Source organism: Mesorhizobium sp. M7A.T.Ca.US.000.02.2.1, from assembly GCF_003996995.1.
Taxonomy (GTDB): Bacteria; Pseudomonadota; Alphaproteobacteria; order Rhizobiales; family Rhizobiaceae; genus Mesorhizobium.
In genome coordinates, this window is record NZ_RZTT01000003.1 from 46,739 (window position 1) to 63,183 (window position 16,445).

8 protein-coding genes and 2 pseudogenes are annotated in these 16,445 nt (G+C 60.3%); 2 read left to right on the plus strand and 8 right to left on the minus strand.

What is annotated here, in order from left to right; translation table 11 throughout:
- Window positions 1-98: 98 nt before the first annotated feature.
- From EOD15_RS00795 to EOD15_RS00825, 7 genes are all read right to left on the minus strand, one after another.
- Window positions 99-1,469: an MmgE/PrpD family protein gene (locus EOD15_RS00795; protein WP_127310879.1), complete on the minus strand. Its 1,371-nt coding sequence runs from the start codon at window positions 1,467-1,469 to the stop codon at window positions 99-101.
- A 462-nt stretch (window positions 1,470-1,931) separates the two neighbouring features.
- Entirely contained in the window at window positions 1,932-2,387 is a 456-nt protein-coding gene (locus EOD15_RS00800) for a thioesterase family protein (RefSeq protein WP_164761555.1), read from the minus strand.
- A 142-nt stretch (window positions 2,388-2,529) separates the two neighbouring features.
- Window positions 2,530-2,748, minus strand: a complete 219-nt coding sequence (locus tag EOD15_RS00805; RefSeq protein ID WP_127310403.1) for a hypothetical protein — start codon at window positions 2,746-2,748, stop codon at window positions 2,530-2,532.
- A gap of 898 nt (window positions 2,749-3,646) precedes the next feature.
- On the minus strand, window positions 3,647-5,467 hold the full coding sequence (locus EOD15_RS00810) for a CocE/NonD family hydrolase (RefSeq protein WP_127310402.1): 1,821 nt from the start codon (window positions 5,465-5,467) through the stop codon (window positions 3,647-3,649).
- Window positions 5,468-5,740: 273 nt separating this feature from the next.
- Complete coding sequence (locus EOD15_RS00815) at window positions 5,741-7,408, minus strand: CocE/NonD family hydrolase (protein ID WP_245463534.1); 1,668 nt, start codon at window positions 7,406-7,408, stop codon at window positions 5,741-5,743.
- 246 nt (window positions 7,409-7,654) lie between these two features.
- A complete protein-coding gene (locus EOD15_RS00820; RefSeq protein ID WP_127310400.1) occupies window positions 7,655-8,995 on the minus strand; it encodes an FAD-binding oxidoreductase in 1,341 nt (446 codons plus the stop codon).
- Between the two features lie 282 nt (window positions 8,996-9,277).
- Window positions 9,278-9,952, minus strand: coding sequence for an isochorismatase family cysteine hydrolase (locus tag EOD15_RS00825; RefSeq protein WP_127310399.1), 675 nt, complete (start codon window positions 9,950-9,952; stop codon window positions 9,278-9,280).
- 3,103 nt (window positions 9,953-13,055) lie between these two features.
- Between EOD15_RS00825 and EOD15_RS00835 the strand changes: the two genes are divergently transcribed.
- Both EOD15_RS00835 and EOD15_RS00840 read left to right on the plus strand, forming a co-directional pair.
- Complete coding sequence (locus tag EOD15_RS00835; RefSeq protein WP_127310398.1) at window positions 13,056-14,024, plus strand: ornithine cyclodeaminase family protein; 969 nt, start codon at window positions 13,056-13,058, stop codon at window positions 14,022-14,024.
- A 374-nt stretch (window positions 14,025-14,398) separates the two neighbouring features.
- A pseudogene (locus tag EOD15_RS00840) lies at window positions 14,399-14,552 on the plus strand (IS3 family transposase); the annotation flags it as partial.
- A gap of 283 nt (window positions 14,553-14,835) precedes the next feature.
- On the opposite strand, the pseudogene EOD15_RS00845 reads toward EOD15_RS00840, so the two are convergent.
- Window positions 14,836-16,093, minus strand: a pseudogene (locus tag EOD15_RS00845) (IS110 family transposase).
- Window positions 16,094-16,445: the final 352 nt, after the last annotated feature.

A 16,445-nucleotide genomic window follows, 5' to 3' on the forward strand; every position in this document is an offset into this window, starting at 1 on the left:
CCTCAGGCCAACGCTGCCACGGGTCTCACCAGTCCGGCAAGTCTAATGACGGCAGTGCTTGGAAAGCCCATGGTGGGACGAGCTATAGCACGACGTCCCTAGCTTAGCTGTGGTTGGCAGTCTGGTGGACGAAAAAGCTCCTGGAGTAGCTCGCACAATCCACTTGTCCCGTCGGCGAGCCTGAACACAGCATCTTCGATACGTGTCATTCTGCCGGTCTCAAGCGAAGTGCTAGCCAGGGCGCGATACTTCGAACGTAACTCATCGGTCCGGAGCGGACATTCCGGGTCGCCGCGTGGTGTCGCTGGACCTGAAGCTAGCCGGCGTCCGTCCGTCGTGCTGATGACGACCTCAGCCCATCGCTCCGCCGGAAACACGTTGCTGTAGGGTCCGTGTTCTACCAGTACAATGCGCTTTTGCAGGGCGGCGGTGAGCGGGTCGCTCAAACCACGTCCGGTGATTTCTTCGGTGCCCACCTGCCCGTGGGCCAGCGCTGCGGCGACGGGGAAGGCTGTGGAATACTGTGCGGCATCGGTCTCGGTCGGCACCCGCGAGCCGAGGGCGACGGCCGCGGCAAATGTTCGGATCTCAACCCGCTCGATCTGTTGTGGCGTAAGCGCGTGCCGGCGCTTCAGATCGAGCGCGGCATCGATCGCCGGATGCGCCCAACGGCAGACGGGATATGGCTTGAAATACTGCTCCTCGATGCGCCAGCGCACGCCCAGATCATCCCAAAGCGCTGCCGCCTCCTCGCTCTCGATGATGGTCGCCGGGGCGCCAGAAAATCCCTGCCGCGCAAGGTACGCGGCAGAGACACCAACCATTGCGCCCCAGCCGGAACCGTCCTTCACCATGGTCGGATGAGCCACCATGCGCATCATGGGACTGCGCGGACCGTAGTACTCAGCAATCCCAAGTGCATGCCGAAGCTTCTCATGGCCCAGATGCATCAGGCGCGCTCCCAGGGCGGCGCAGGCTATGGAGTTCCAGGATCCCGATGAATGGAAATCGCAGGTGCTCGCATGCTGTACAATCCCCGCGCGGGTGCCGATCTCGTAGCCTTGCACCAACAGCGTGAGAAACTCGCGGCCGGTGGGCGTCACGACCAGGTCCTGAATCAGCGCGAGAAGCGCCGGAAGCACGGCGCACCCGACATGCCCTTTCACCAGACGATGACCATCATGTGCGTCAATGGCATCGATTGTGATGCCGCCAGCCAGCGATGCACCGACCGCGCTGCAACGACGCCCGTCGAATAAGAGACTTGCACCTGAGGTTCCAGCACCGGCGGCGAGAAACGCGGCCGAGAAGTCACGAGCAATTTGGGATGCAGGAGTAAGCACGCCGGCGGCAGCCGTACCAAGCAAGTCGATAAGACAGCGCTCGGCCTGCGCGACGACAGGTTTCGGTAGGTCTTCGAACCGAAGTTCGGACAGAAACGCTGTCAAGCGTTCAAGCGCCGCGGTCATCGCCCCCTCCACGTGAGTTTGCACTCGCAGTGATTGTGATGCGGCGACGGTAGCAGGGCTGTCTCTTGGATTTTTGGGCCAGAAAACGTTCGCACTTTTTCTCCGGGCGAGGGCTGCGGTCTGCTCCTCATAGAGCGGATCATGGATTTTCGGGCGGACCATTGGCTGCCTGCGATGTGCCTGCTCGCCGTCCAGCTGATCCGTTTCAGGCTGCTCTGGCCGTCCGGGAAGGTTCCCACGGCCCGAGCGCGGCTTGTTGGTCCAAATCTCGAGCCAACACTGCTGTCGGAGAAGCTGTAGTAGCTAAGCGTCTCCACGCGCGTCTCGGCCGTCCTGTTGCCTAGCACTCCGAGCATCACGGCGCGAAAGTCGACAGAAAGAAGGTTCAGGCACGAGCCGTCGAGCGTGATTAGCTCGAGCCCCGCTTGCATCGCCATCCGGCAATTCCCCTTCATGACTCCTCTAATCCCTCGGCACGAAAGGCTTGACCCGCATGTGCTCCCCTTCTCTACCGCGCAACAAATCAACCAAAGCTTGGGGGACAGGTGCCGGCCGATAATTGGTACGGTCGAAACTCACCCAAACGATCTCGCCCGAGCTGTGCATCGTCTCACCGTCCCTAGGGTAGATCTCGAGGGCGAAGGTAAGACTCGTCCGTCCGATGCAGGATGCGCGGGCGAAAATCTCCACTTCGTCATCAAAATGGAGGGGGACCTTTAGCTCAACACTGATCTTGACGGTATGGAAATCGATATGATCTTCACGATCCACGAGACGGAATCTCAGCGCCCGCATGTACTCCCACAATGCGAGACTGAAATAGTTGACGTAGTTTGCGTTGAAGACGACCCGCTGTGCATCAACCTCCGCCCAGCGGACGCGAAGCGGCATTGAGAACGTGAAATCCGTCTTAGCCATTTCAGACCGCTGCATGACTGATGATCGGCTCGGCGGGGCACTCATTGAACATACACTTGCTTAACATGCGATGCTGTCGCGTCGCTGGAGCTGGGCTCAAGTGCCCGGGCGGTGCTCGCGCGCAATGGCAATTCACGCGCGCTCATCGAGCATAGTTAAATCGTGCTACTGGAATCGAATTGACACTTTCGGTCATATCGTTGACTTTTGCCGCCATTTCGCGCTGGCATGTGCTGAAATTAGCGCGCGATCTCTGCTTTAACGATAGTCGGCAGTCCGAGCCACCGCGAAACTCTTCATCGAACACCTTGCCGTCGCACCCCGTCAATTGCCCCTCGCCATGCGTGACGACTCGCTTCACGGTGCAGTTCTCCAAGAACGCATGGCGATGGTGCGCCTGGGTGGTTTTGCCGTCTCAACGTTCGGACAAGAGTCATGCCGTTGACCGTTCGGCTGCTTTATGGACTGGAGGATCACCATGCCTGGCAAGTTTCTAGACCGCGGCAACACTGCTGGATCCACCCGGTGTTATGAGTTCCGTCCTCTCTAGGCCTCGTTGTTCGGGAATCCGACCGCAAATGCGGATGGTCTGGAGCAGACCAAAGCCGTTATCCGGGGCTTGAATCGGTCTCTGCTATTCCACAGCGGAGTGGCAGCGGCGATGGTCACCGATTTGCAGCCGCGTAGCCGCGTCTTACTGAGGAGGGTTGCTCCCCGGTCGAGTGGGCTTGCATGCGCAGCGCGTGATCGCATGGAGGCTTAGCGATCGCTAGCTTAAATCTGCTCCCGAAGACTTCCCTTAGCTCGTTCACTCCGCGGACGTGTTCGGAGGACATTGCGCGCGAGATGGAGGCAGCGGGCTCCGGGAGGTCAGTCACTTCCAAGTTTGAAGGATGCACCAAGCTTGCTGCAAACTCGAAGCTGATGTCGCGTCCAGTTCCTGTGGATTCGGGGCAAGCAAGGCTTTTGACGGCAATCGCGATGAGGAGTTTGTTCGTTGGCCCCTGGAGGGCTTCCTTCACGTCGCATAGCACCCGCCAGTCGAACGTGCCTGTCGTCGCAGAAAAAAGAATGGCCAGCAGATCTTTTGGCTGGATGAATGATCCTAGCGAGGTTTCAGCTATGCCCTTAGCAGACGTTGAAGGCCCTCTCGTACGGGTGGCGTCTTGTTAGGCCGTCGAACCCATCGTTCTGATAAATCCGCCTCTAGTCCTTTCGTGAGCAAAATTCCTGCATGGCGCACCGGAAGGCCCTAGAGACTAGCTCTCGATTATCGGCAGGTCGATGTAACAACCCGCCGCGCCACGATGAAATTTGAGCAACGGCGGCGCGCCGTCGGCGGGCACATCGGCAAACGTAGTCTTGTCGCTGCCAGCAAGACACACCCGCAGACGGTATCCCGCCGGGAGGCGGGCGGAGATCGGATGCAACGTGAAGGTCAGGATGGCGGGCTCGCCCGGAATGAGCGGTTCGGCGTCGCGCTTCAAATAGCTATGCTGGGGTCCAAGCGCGCTGAACGGTGAGTCGGTCCACACCTTCCGGTGCAGGGCGCGCAGTTGGCCCTCGGTGAGATAACAGGATACGCCATCCGGCTTAACGGCTTCGAGATATACGAAAAAGGCGCCGTCCTCGCGGGTGGAGGTGATGTTCAGGTGCACGACAGGATGTCCGGTGATCGTGAGTTCGCTGATCAACGGATCGCTGGTATAGCCGAGGCGCACTCCGTCAAGCTGTCGCCGATCTCCGTAATCGACTTTCAGCGCGCCGCCAGTACTGGTGGCCCACCGGTTTGAGGGAACCTCTGCCAGCGCAGGATCGACCTGGAACGAGTCGAACCCCGGCCCGCCGGGCGACGAACTCAGCCGCGAATCACTTGCCATGTACCACCGTTGGCGGGTAGCCGGGAGCGGCCAAAAGCGGGTCGATTTCCAGCCCTCTCCAAGAGTGTAATAATGGAGGATCTTCCCTTGCTCGCGGGCGGCATGACCGTTGAAGCACAAGTCCGCGAAGCGGACGTCGTTTGCGTCCTGGGTCGGCGGCGTTGGCGGGATCGCGTCGCCATCGGCACGGAGGGGATCCCAAGGGTAATCACCGCCGTGGTTCCACGGACCGATGATCACGTTCATCGGATTTGACTGCCCCACGAAACGGCGAACGGCTCCCTGCGCGGTACCGGCGTCAAACCAACTCGCCCAGTTTTGGATTGGCGCGCCTGAGCGAGAGACGCGGTCCGCTGCTTCCATGACGCTCCAGTCGAGCATCGACGCTCCGCCCCAAGCCGCGAGGCGATCGTCCTTGAACGTCACCTGCTCGAGACCCTCCCAGACCGGTGGCACGGACTCATGATCGCGCAGGGCCGCGGCAAGGTCCGCCTCCCCGCCCGGCCCGACGGAACGAACTCCTGGCGACGGTCGGCGCTCGCCATCCCCGCTGACGACCATATTTAGGTCCTGGTTCTTGCTGCGGCTGCCCCAGAGCCGCGCGCCGGAGACGGCGGGAATTCCACTTGGAAGCCAGACATATTCATAGGGGTCGTAGGAAGCAAACCGCGGTATGATGCCCTTCAGCGCCGGATGGTTTCGCTCTGCCATCCATTCCGCAGTGTTGGCGGTATAAGATGAGCCATAGCCGACGACACGACCCGTTGACCAGGGCTGTGCAACGATCCAGTCGAGCACCTCCGTGAAATCCAGTGTCTCCTCGCGCCAGCAGGGATATGGCCACACGCCGAAGGAAGCACCGGTCCCGCGAACATCACCAACGACCACGGCATAGCCATGCGGCACAAACCGGCCGGCATCGCGGTGGGGCGGGTCTCCCTTGATGCCGCGCCAGTAGCGCGTCATCACCAAAATGGTGTCGCGCCTTGTGCTGGCGTCGTCGCCCAGGGGACGGACGATGTCCAACGCAAGCCTTACGCCGTCGCGCATGGTCACGTACACAGATTCCAGCGGACCGAGCTTGTATTGCCCCGCGGCCGTGCCATTGAGATCTAGGCGAAAGTGCGTCTGCTCACGATCGGAGCCCGTTTCCGAGCGGCTATCGAGCTGGGTTGCGCCACATTCCTTCGATACACTCATCAGTTTGCTCCGGTCGAGCGCGAATGGCACAACGCCCACATTGATTTTGCCCGTAAATATTCTGGCTCCGACCGGTCAAATGTCAGTTGCCAAATGGCAGGATTGTTTTGTCAGTCTTAGACCTACAGGCCGCCTTCTGGTGCTCACGTCCTAACGGCTCCTGGTGGCCGTGGCGTCATACCGGAATCCGGGAAGACCTTCTACACGCACCCAGGGTCCAGTTAGCTGTTATCGGCCTCCATTGTCGTTCGTAATGGGCTGATTGGCTTTCGCTCAGCTTTCGATGATCGGCAGGTCGATGTAACAACCCGCCGCGCCCCGATGAAATTTGAGCAACGGGGGCGCGCCATCGGCGGGCATATTGGCAAAATTCGGCTTGTCGCTGCAAGCAAGGCACACCCTGAGGCGGTAACCTGAGGGAAGACGGGCGGAGATCGGGAACAGGGTAAAGATCAAAATGGCGGGCTCGCCAGGAATGAGCGGTTCGGCGTCGCGTTTCAAATAGCTATGCTGAGGTCCAAGCGCGCTGAGCGGTGAGTCGGTCCACACCTTCCGGTGCAGCGCTCGCAGCTGACCTTCCGTGAGGAGATAGGACTCCCCGTCCGGCTTTACGGCTTCGAGATAGACGAAAACGGCGCTGTCCTCGCAGGTCGAGGTGACGTTCAGGTAGACTACGGGATGTCCGGTGATCTCGAGGTCGCGCGTCAACGGCTCGCTCGTATAGGCGAGGCGCCCATCGAGGAACGTTCGGCGATTTCCAAACCCCAGGCGGTCGGTATCCCACCGCATCGACGTGTCGTCCTCCTGCGCCGCAGGGTTGACCTGAAGCGAGTCTAAGCCGGCACGATCAGGCGATGCTGTAAGTCGGAAGCCAGTTGAAATGTACCAACGTTGGCGGGTGGCCGGGACTGGCCAAACCGCGGTCGATTTCCAACCCTCTCCTAGCGTGTAGTAGTGGAGGACTTTCCCTTGCTCCCGGGCAGCCCGGCCAGAAAAGCACAAGTTCGCAAAGCGGAGGTTATTCGCGTGTTGCATCGAGGGCGTGGGCAGGATCGGCGCGCCATCTGCCTGGAGCGGATCGTAGGTGCCGCTGCCGTCGTGGTTCCACGGGCCTATGATTACGTTCATCGGATTTGACTGGAGCAGGAAGCGGCAAACGGCTCCGTGCGCCATCCCGAGGTCGAACCAACTCGCCCAGTTTTGGTATGGGGTGCCCGAGCGAGAGACCCGGTCCGCCGCTTCCCTGTTGCTCCAATCGAGCATGGACGCTCCGCCCCAAATCGCGAGGCGATCATCCTTGAACGTCACTTGCCGAAGACCCTCAGATAAGGATCGTCCCGGCTGGTGATCTCGTAGGGCCGCGGCAAGGTCGGCCTCGCCGCTAGGCCCGACGGGACGAACGCCCGGCGAGGGCAAATTGAGGTCCAGGTTTCTGACCATGTCAGCCCATGCCGTTCCGTAGGCGGTGGACACTCCACCGGGAAAGTAAACCTCTTCGTAGGGGTCGTAGGAGGCAGCCATCGGTATGATGCCCTTCAGCGCCGGATGGTTGCGCTCCGCCATCCATTCCGCGGTGTTGGCGGTATAGGACAAGCCATAGCCGACGACACGGCCCGTGGACCAAGGCTGTGCAACGATCCAGTCGAGCACGTCCGAGAAGTCCAGGGTCTCGTCGCGCGAGCGGGAATACAGCGAAACCCCGAAAGATGCACCGGTGCCGCGAACGTCTCCGACGACCACGGCATAACCATGCGGCACAAAGAGGCTCGAAAAGTTCTTGTGCAGCACGAGCTGGTCGCCATCACCGGCAGAGAGGTCTGCCTTCTGGCCACGCCAGTAGCGTGTCATCACCAGAATTGTGTCGCGCTTGGTGTTGCGGTCGTCGCCCAGTGGACGGAAGATATCCAAAGCAAGCCTCACGCCGTCGCGCGGAATGGTCACATAGACCGATTCCAGCGGGCCGGGCTTTGCTCGCCCCGCAGCAGTCCTATGGAGATCAAGGTGGAAAATTGAGTCTTGCGTCTGCTCAAGAGCGAAGCCCGTTGCCGAGCACCTCTCGAGCTGAGTTTCACGAGGTTCGTTCGATCCTCTCACGAGTTATTTCCTCCGGTCAAGCAAGAGAGCTCAGGCGCAATGCCTTCATTGGGTCCACCCGATCCCGTCCCAAGTCTGGCTGTGACTGCCAGGTCAACTCCAGGGGAATGGCGAGTGCGAGGTCGGATGCAGCTTGCCTTCGGCGAAGCGCGAGAAGCGGAACGGCCGCAGCAGGTCGCTCTCGTTACCGCAGATGTCGTCGGCCACCAGCTTGCCGACGCCGATCATCTTGTAGCCGTGGTTGCTGTCGGCGATCACGTATACGTTCTCGCAGAAGCGGTCGAACACCGGAAACGAATCCGCTGTAAAGCTGCCGATGCCGCCGGACGGCTCCTTCTTGTATTTCGGCATGGTGCCTTCGAAGCGCTTCTGGCAGAAGGCCAGCGCCGATACCCACATGTGGGCAAAGTCGTCGCCGACAATGAAGTCCGGGCTCTCCGGGCCGTAGGGATCAATCTTCACCTGCTCTGGCGCAGTCGGCACCTTGAACGGCATGGCGCCGCCCTGCACGCCCCCGAAGTGGAAATCAGGCTTGTAGTAGATGCCCCACAGCTTGTCCGTGATCACCGTGCCGTCGACATCGGAATGGAGCGGCGCATCGGTGTCCACATGGATCACTGGCGGCATCTTGCCGTCATTGGTGCGCTGCAGCTCCGGGTTCACGCCGAGCGTGCCTTCCTGCAGCGACCAGAAGGTCCACATTGGCACGTCCTGGTGCATCTTGCCGTCCCGGCCCTTGATCGAGATCGCCTTGGGCAGTTCGAGCATGTCCCAGATCTGCTTGACCCACGGGCCGGCGCCGATGATGACCTGGTCGCAGCCAATCTTGCCCTTGTCGGTGACGACGGCCTTGACCGCGCCATTGGCGTCCTTCTCGAAACCGAGGACCTTCACGCCGGTCGCGATCCGCACGTCCTCGTTCTCCGCTTTCTTGGCGAGGCCGTAGATCGAGCGCGTGTTGTTGGCATAGCCCCCCTTCTCCTCGTGCAGCACCGACGTGATGCCTTTGGCCTGCCAGTCGGAGAAGATGCCCTGCATGTACTTCATGCAGTCCTTCTCGCCTTCGATGAAGACCGACGGATAGCCAATCTCCTTCTGCTGCTGGTAAATGCTGGCAACGTCCGCGTGCATCACCTCGGGGCTGATCTGCATATAGCCGACCGGGTGGTAGGAGAAGGCCTCCGGGTCGCCTTCCCAGACCGAGACGCTGTGCGCCATCAGGCGGCGCATGGCGGGCTGGAAGTAGTTGTTGCGCACCACACCGCAGGCAATACCGGAGGCGCCCGCCGCGATGGCGGTCTTGTCGACGACCAGGATGTCCTTGCCGCTGCCCTTGCCGCTCTTGCGCAAATTCTCGCCCAGATGCCAAGCGGCCGACAGGCCGTGGATGCCGGCGCCTACGATGACGTATTTGACGTGACTCGGAAGTCCCATAAGAGCAATGTCCTGTTGAATTTCGAGGCTGAACATAGTTGGGGATCCGCGACAACCATTTGACATATGGCGCCACATTACCGATAGTATCCGCCATATCGTCGATGTTGGAAGCGCACCTATCGGATCGTGGCAGGCTAGTGCTGCTGGTTGAGCTGGTTAGCACCGATCCAAATCGCGTCAGCGCCGCGATCCCGCTGCTGATGCGGTGCGATAATGTCTCCAGGAATTCGTCTGTCGCCCTCTTTGAATGCAATCTGATGTGCGCCGCGATTTCCGCGCTTACAGGGATTCGTACAAGGAATCGATTGTTTCGGTCCGGTACGGCATCGAGAACGGCTTTTCGAAGCGCCATGCGCGATAGTCATTCCCATCCGCCTTAGCCAATTCCTCCGCCCCAAAGATCATCCCGCCCCTCAGCCAATTAGCCATGTCAAGCATGGCAGTCTTGTGAATTGTCCCGGTCGCGCTCCCGCACGCATCTTTCACCAGCGTGATCCGAAAATCGCGCCAAAGAGCATCCCATACCGTCGTCTCCAGGCAGGCCTCCGTCCAAACCCCGAAGATGATCAGGTGCTCGATATCCATGCGGTTCAGAACAAGATCGAGCTTCGTGCCGTAAAAGGCGGTGAAGCGCTGCTTGTCGATGACGGTGTCCCCGTCCTGCGGGGCGACCTCGGGACAGATCTCGCCGCGCGTTGAACCGGCGACGCTGTGCGGCGGCCGGCCGCGGTCATCCAGTGACTCATATCGCGGCGCGTCGATACCCCTCGGGTCGAGCCAATGGCGCGTGTAAATGATCGGAAAACCAGTTCGTCGACAAGAGTCCAACACCTTGTGAGCCTTGCTCAGAACGTCTGGATAATTCTCCACCGCGCAAGCGCCCTCAGGGAGGTTCTCGCCTTGCAGATCAACGGCTAGTACTACGGTTCGCTCCAGCCGGAACCAATCAGTCATTTCAGCTCCTCTCACACAATGGGTAAACTGAGTTGCAAGCTCGGCCAATTACTTGCATGTGTTCGGGCACGGCAAGCAGCCAAAGGTCTATACTAGCGATATTTTGTTCACGCGAAGGCCCCTACGGCCCAATCCATAGCCAGTTTCACAACCGGTCTCTTCAAGGAACCTGGAGACCTTGCTTGAAATCTCCGATCGTATCGTGTCGTCTCTTCTCAGTTGGGCTCTTTTGGGCGCCTCGAGCTTCAATCCCTACCGGCAAATGACGGCGCTCACGAAGCCAAATTCACGCGAGCTCCATCGGCTAAGGTTAGATGCGCAATTGGGACCGCCTTGACGCGCTCTGCCACAGTTTTGACATCTGCCGCCATCGAACGCTTAGTTTGGCGACTCCGCCGACATCGGCGGTTCTGGCAGCACGGCACCCGCTTCGGCCCGAACCGAAATCCCGCGCGGGGTCGATGCGACGTTGCCGGCGTGAGTGAAGGAGACATCGCTAACGCCGCCATCAGAACCAATGCCTCCGGGCACGGCCGAGCACGATGGCGAAGGCCAGCACCACCGCCGAGAGCAGCAGCATGAAAAGAACAAGGTAGAGCGGCCACAACGTTGTCGCCGCCCCTCGTCATAGTTGCGGGGCCGTTTCTCCCGATGGCGAGCTCAAAGTAGCCTCGGACATTGGCAGGTATTGTCATCCATGATCGACCTTATGCAGCTAGCGCAGTTGATTAACGTGATGCTTGTCGACGGTTGGAGGTCGCAGGCAGGAGCTGAGCATAGATACATTTAGCTGCGTGCATTCTGGTTGCGCTAAAGCAGAAAACAATCTGAAGGTGGGTTACCTCCAAAACAGCCCCCGTTTGACCCAAGCCCGCGCCCCCCGATCCAAGGTCGTTCAGATCTGGCCGCATCAGTTCGGGCACGGCGGACGCTCCGAACTCTTTTTCTGGGATTTATCCCATTGCCCAAGCTGAGCGGCTCGCTCCTCTTGCATATCGCATGCCGCCATTGGCACGGAAATGCCAATCGAGGAGGACAAGTCCGCATAGCACCGAACCATGCTTCTCGAAACTCGCCTAACCGCTCGGTCTCCAAATGGCGGCGTTCGTGACGCCGATTCACGCGAGATCACCGGGTGATGATTAGATCGCGCAAATTAGAAACGCATGGACATTTGCGGCCATTCTTTTGACATCTGCCGCCATATTCCCACTTGACGATGATGAACCCCACATGCGGGTTCATCGCCGGCATCGCCGCGCGCATGGAAGGCGCCCCTTTTCATCACAGGCTTCCAATTCGAAATTAGCGCTTTCGCCAGCCCGGGTGGGGATCAACTCGACCGGCCAGCTGGCTCGGCTCATACCGGGAACCTGCCTTGACGTGGAGGGCAGCACCGACACCCGCCAGCGCGTGGGGCGGCGGGCTGCCCGAAATCGGTCACGTCGGTCTCGCCGCCAGCCGTAGCGCGAGACCGATGGTTCCGGTCCCCTCCGCGGCGAGCATGAGGCGTCGCGAGGCCTTCATTGAGACCTGGGCGACATCCCCGACAGCGGCCTCTTAAGCCGCCATGCCGCGGCCCTCCTCCATGCAGGCAAGGACACTGGCCTAGCCGCCGGCCTCCAGGTAACCCGATCGGGCGGCAGGCCCGCATGGGCGACGGCGGGCGCAAAATATCGGCTGGGTGATGCACCAGAGCACGAGGCTCGTCGTGCTGTACCTGCCGAGCTGGTCCACCGACCGTCTGCAGCGGATGACCGGCGTAGCGGCGCCGCGCGCTGGCGCGCCATTCGTGGTCGACGGCCGTGACGGGAGCAGACGGATCGTGACGGCCACCGATGCCGCAGGCGCTGCCCTCGGGTGCGCGTCAGTATGCCCGCTGCAAACTGGACCACGTTAGCGCCTGCGGCTCTCAGCTGTGGCAAAAAGGTTTCAACACGCTGGGTGATTGCAGCGGTTAGCTTGCCCCATATCGTTGAGGTGATCGAGAAGGGTAGCACGACGGTTTTTCACTGCAGCCTTTCTGGCCCAGTCAATGGACCGGGGCTGAGTGGGTCTTCAGCACGAGCTGGCGCATCACGACTGCTCCGCGGGACCACCTTGCAGTGCTTGATCGCTGGCGAGACTTCTTCATAACACAGGGATAGGCGCAGCATTGTCTCACGATCCGAAATCGGAATATGTCCATGCCGCGGCAGCTGACGACACCCCAGTTCGATCTGTTCTCGATCAGCCCGCCACGAAGACGACTGCGGTGACGCGTGGCACGCGACTCCCGGAAGACCGTGCCCGGCGGCTCCGCGCCCATCAGGTTCTGCACAATCGCGAGAGCAGTATGCTTCAACATGCAATGCACGACCGCCTGATGGCGCTCGGCTGGTCCCCTATGGAGACGATCGATGACTCGGTCACTCTGCCGCTGGCGGCATCGCACGCGCCGGTTTGACCCGACGGTCGCCGAGCTCTGCCTTGGCCGGGTGAGTGCGGTTTGCGGCACAGGAAGAGATCTCGCGCTTTGCCCGCAACAGCCGCGACCGGCAGCAACTCATCTAGTGTGCCACGTCGACACCGTGCTAATCGATCAGGAGACAATCTATGCGCCACGCCAGGGCAATGACCGATTGCTGCCGGGATTGAAAGGGGAACCTCAAACGAGTATGAGCTCGACCTTCTGCTCCTGCGCTCACTCTCGTCTCTACGATGAGGCTCCTCGCGCTCGCGGTTGCAGCCCCGTCTTCTTCGCGAAGGTCGGTGACCAGTTTCCTGATCGCCGCGTGCAGGAGGCCATCACTTGGTGTTTGAAAGGTCGCGGTACTTGGCAGCGCCCGGCAGTCGCTGATGTGCTTCCTCGAGCAAGGACTGGACTTGCTCGCCAAGCGCAACAACTGCGACGTCGTCTGGAGAGGCCGAACTATGCGACCATGCACTGAATGAACTAGAACGCGATCTCCGGCGGCTCCTACAATAAGTTCGGCGTCGCGGTAGGATTCATGGTCGAGAAAACACAACAGGGGCAGAAGATTGCTGAAGCCGGAAAAGAGCATCCCGAGAAGCTCGCGAGTGGTGAGCCATGCGCTTGGGCGATTGCTGAGGAGAGTCGGCGATGAATGATCAGTTGCTTTACCTGAGCGGGGCTGAAATCGCGGCCCTTAGGCCCAATCCAGCCGATCTACGCCTGAGCCTCGCGCGAGCGTTTCGTTTGCACGCGCAACACCGAGTTCAAGTGCGTCCGAAACAGACCCTTGCAATCGCTCCTGGACATTTCTTTCAAGCGATGTGCGCAGCCTCGCCCGAGCCTCCTTATGCTGCAGCCAAATGGGTCGGCATCGCAGAAAATTCCGGACGAGGGCTGTCGAACGTAAACGGTCTTGTTATCCTCAGTGATTTTAATACTGGACGACCTCTGGCTATCATGGATGGCAACAGCCTCACAGTTTTACGAACCGCCGCCATGTCGGCACTTGCTGCGGAATATCTTGCTCGCCCGGACAGTACCTCCATTGGATTTGTAGGCTGCGGTCAACAGGCGCTTGGGCACCTTGAAGCAATGTACGATCTTTTCCCAGGGTTGGCCGAAGCAGTTTGCTTCGACCGGAACGCAACCTCTGCGCGCCGGTTGGCAGTCATCGCACGAGAGAAGGGTCTGCAAAGCCGCGAAACTACGGCGGCCGATGACGCGCTCGCCTGTGACATCGTCATAACGACAGTGCCCGGGACCACTACGCTCACTCCCTTCCTCGATGCGAGCCTACTGCGTCCAGGCAGCTTCGTCAGCGCGGTCGACCTCGGTCGGTCGTGGCGCGTGGAAACTTTCAACGTATTCGATCTTCGCGTCGTGGACGATCGCGCGCAGGCGGAGGATCCAGAAAACCGATCCAAGCTCGCCTATCCCGGCCCCTTTGATTCGGATTTGGCAATGCTGGCGAGTGGAGTTGAGCGCGGTCGCTCTTCGGATCCAAGCCAGCGCACACTCTTTCTATTTCCGGGCTTTGCCCTTGCCGACCTTGCAGTCGCCAGCGCGGTGTTCGAGACAGCTCTGCGCACCGGTGGAGGCGTCGGGCTGCAGCGTTAGGAATCTCGAGGCGCCGACGAAGAGAGTTTCAGGGTGCCGATGGATTTGGGCATTCGCCCAAAGCCGGTCATAACACGCAACTCGGCTGGCTTTCGGGCGCTCCAGCACCGGTGCGCCAGTTGCGGCGCCTGCTCGGCAAAAAGAAGCGGCGGCGGCGGTCGCTTTGGGAGCGTTCCCAATGGAGGCGGTATGCGAGACAAGCGTCGCCGCGCTCCAATACTGCTGGGCGTTCAGGGCCATGGACACGGCCGAATTGGCCGCCCAATGGCGAACTGGTCTCCCGGATCGATGGGATCATTGAGACGCCGCCGAGATATGCTACCGCCGCAAGAAACCCGTCCTGACGGGCGGATCGCCGCCGCTGACGACGGGCCGAGATCGGCTGCGACAATGGCGAGGGGGTTCGCGTCGCTTTCGCGCTCGACTGCTGCCACCGCGAGGCCATCGCCCATATTGCCACTAAATTGGGCATCAGGGGGTAAGGAGGTGCCCGACCTCATCATCATCGCTGTCGAAGGCCGCTTCGGCTAGGTCAACCGGTTGACCCGACACGATCGAGCGGCTGAGCGACACCGTCCTAATCGCGGAACGAAATGGAGCCTGCAGTCAGGTCTCTCTGTTCGTCAGCATGCCCTTGCTGCGTGACGTTGGTCAAGTCGTCGAGCCAGGCGGCTTCCACCGGCAAGGGAAAAGGTCTCGTCCATAGCAAACACAGGATCCGCACGCAGGCGGCCCTCACCGTCCTCAACACGAGCTTCTGATCCAGGCGGAAGACCCGAACATTATCTACAGGGTCATCGAATCGATGCCCTCACGGCCCTAGCTGACACCTGACTACCGGCCCTTCAACGAAGGGCCGGTAGTCGGAACCACCTTTGACGACAGCGTGCACGACGCGGGCCATCTGGCGGTAATAGCGGTCACTGCCTTGCGGCGTAGATCGGGATTGTCGCGATCCCGCGCAATGTAGCGTTCGAACTTATGACGGAAGCCATTCTCCCGCTGGCGGATGGCGACTTGTCCGGCGATCCACAGGGTGCGGCGCAGCCGAGCATTGCCGAATTTGGAAAGGCGGGTCTGGCCCCGATATTGGCCTGACTGCTGTGTCGAGAGGTCCAGCCCGCAGAACTTTAGAAACTGGCGATGATGAGCGAAACGGCGAAGATCGCCGGCTTCGGCAATGATGGTCAATGCGTTGATCGGTCCAATGCCCGGGATTTGTCGCAGGAGCTGATAATCCTGGCTGTGCCGCAACAGCTCGTCGGCCTGCGCTTCGATCTCATTGCGCTGCCGGATCAGGCTGCGTGCTTCGTCAATGACCATCCGGAACATGCGAATGGCAGGGGCATCAAGCGGCAGCGGCAGTCCGATCGATGAGCGCGCCGTCTCGTAAATATCCATCAGAATCTGTGTCTTGCTGACCTTGCGGCCGACGACATCCCAAGCTGCTGTCACAAACTCCTCCTTTGTCAGCGCCGTGATGCTTGCTGGCGTCGGAAAGGTATGGAGGAAGGCGAAGAACCAATCGCTGCGGCTGTTCCCCCGGAATCGATCGATCTCGGGAAAACACAGTGGCAGGTAGTGCGTCAGGATACGGTGCTGGATCTCGGTCTTGGCCCTGGCGATCGCTTCATGGGTCTTCGACAGTTCCCGCACGTCGTTGATGCCGGCGCGCAGCGGATCATTTAGACCTGCGTCGCCTGGATCCTGAGCATGTGCAGCGTCACCTGGGCATCCTTTGGATCGTTCTTGTCCCAGCTGTTGTGCAACGCTTCTCGTGTTCGGGCCAGCGCCAGCGACGACACCAGCCGCACCTCAAAACCCGCATTAGCCAGGCGCCATGCTATCGGCCGGTGATAGTTCCCGGTCGCCTCAAAGGCGCAGACCACAGGGCGGCCGTACGCCTGCAGCACTTCGATCTGATGGTCGTGCTCAACACGGGTGTTGAGGACCAAAAGGCGACGCCGGCGCTTGTGGCCCGGTGCTTCGATCAGAACTTCATTGCGCACCTTGGCAATGTCGATCGCTACCAGCACCGCGGCGGCGGGTGTAGAATCTGAAGTGGTCATGGTCGGTCTCTCTGGAATGGGTTGTGAACATTCACATTCTAGAGAAACTTTGACTGGCCATGGCCGCCTCGACAGCGTTGCGCGCCTGCAGCGAAACTACATCGCCAACGAGATCAGGTCCGCGACATTGGACTGGAGCCGAGGGCGACTCCAGTTTCAGAGCCCGCAAGCGAGACCTTTCGTCAGGACGATGAAACGAGATCATGTCCAAGTCTCGCAGGGCGCCCGCTGGCATGGAAACATTGCAACAGATCGTTCAAATAACTTTACAGAATCTTTTGCAACCGCGGACCGCTGACGATGCTAGGTTCATCCGCAAGGTCTGAAGGCACGCGTGAATATGAGCCACGCC